The following is a 1069-nucleotide window of genomic DNA, read 5'->3' as shown; positions in this document are numbered from 1 at the left end:
ATGTGCCGATGGTGTGAGACTGAGCCAGCAACACACGGTGCATTCTGTAGTCGGGAGTGCGGGGAGGATTATGAGCGGGATAGGCGGAAATATGGAACAAAAATACAGCCTGATATTAGCTGATCCTCCGTGGCAATATAACAACGCAGCCAGCAATGGAGCAGCCAACAATCACTACACCACCACCGATTTTTACTCCCTCACCCGATTACCCATCGAACAAATAGCCGCTAAAAACTCGTGTTTAGCCATGTGGTACACGGGGAATTTTGCATTGGAAGCAATCAAGCTGGCTGAGGCGTGGGGATTCACGGTTAAGACAATGAAGCTGTTTACATGGGTGAAGTTGAACAAGCTGGCGATGGATCGCATAGACAGAGCCATTCAGGAAGAGAGACTGCTCGATAGCTGGGATTTTATCGACCTGCTCAACACCGAAACACGGATGAACGGTGGCAATTATACCCGCAGCAATACCGAGGATGTATTGATAGCAGTCAGAGGCAATGGACTGGAACGGCAATCCGCCAGTGTGAAACAGGTTATCTATTCCTGTCTGGGTGAGCATAGCCAGAAACCGAGAGAGGTTCATCATCGGTTAGAGCGATTATATGGAGATGACGTACCACGAATTGAATTATTCGCCCGATATCTAATGGCTGGCTGGGATACATGGGGTGATCAGTCACCTACTAACAATATTGAATTTATTAATGGGGTCAAATATGAAAGTCACAATCGAAGTACCGAACAAGAAAGACCTTGATATGGCATTTGGATTAGTCACAGATTTCTTGAAGCAAAAAGATAGGAAAGTAAATGAATCTGCGTTCTTTACTATTAACAATGAACGTTCAGGGGTAATAAGGGAATCGCATAAAGGGAATATTTCCTGCCGCATTAACCCATGACTAACGAATTCGAGAACGGAAGACGACAGGTGGCAAGGGAGTGCCGAAGCGAATTACTCAAAATCAAGAAACGCACCGGCGAGCAAACCGCAACAATACTCACTCAGTACCTACCCCGATTTGAAACCGCTATGTCGCCACATCAAAAGAGCAAATTC

1 protein-coding gene is annotated in these 1069 nt (G+C 46.0%); it reads left to right on the top strand.

What is annotated here, in order from left to right:
- Window positions 1-91 precede the first annotated feature (91 nt).
- A complete protein-coding gene (locus NXS07_RS20245; protein ID WP_258087542.1) occupies window positions 92-766 on the top strand; it encodes an MT-A70 family methyltransferase in 675 nt (224 codons plus the stop codon).
- Window positions 767-1069: the final 303 nt, after the last annotated feature.

It is taken from the genome of Xenorhabdus bovienii (assembly GCF_024721015.1).
GTDB lineage: Bacteria > Pseudomonadota > Gammaproteobacteria > Enterobacterales > Enterobacteriaceae > Xenorhabdus > Xenorhabdus bovienii.
Note: the sequence above shows the minus strand (reverse complement) of the source record. Positions and strands in the feature narration are given on the sequence as shown.

Bases quoted from the DNA above. Each gene is read 5' to 3' on its own strand.
- NXS07_RS20245 (WP_258087542.1), top strand. From the start codon at position 92: ATGGAACAAAAATACAGCCTGATATTAGCTGATCCTCCGTGGCAATAT.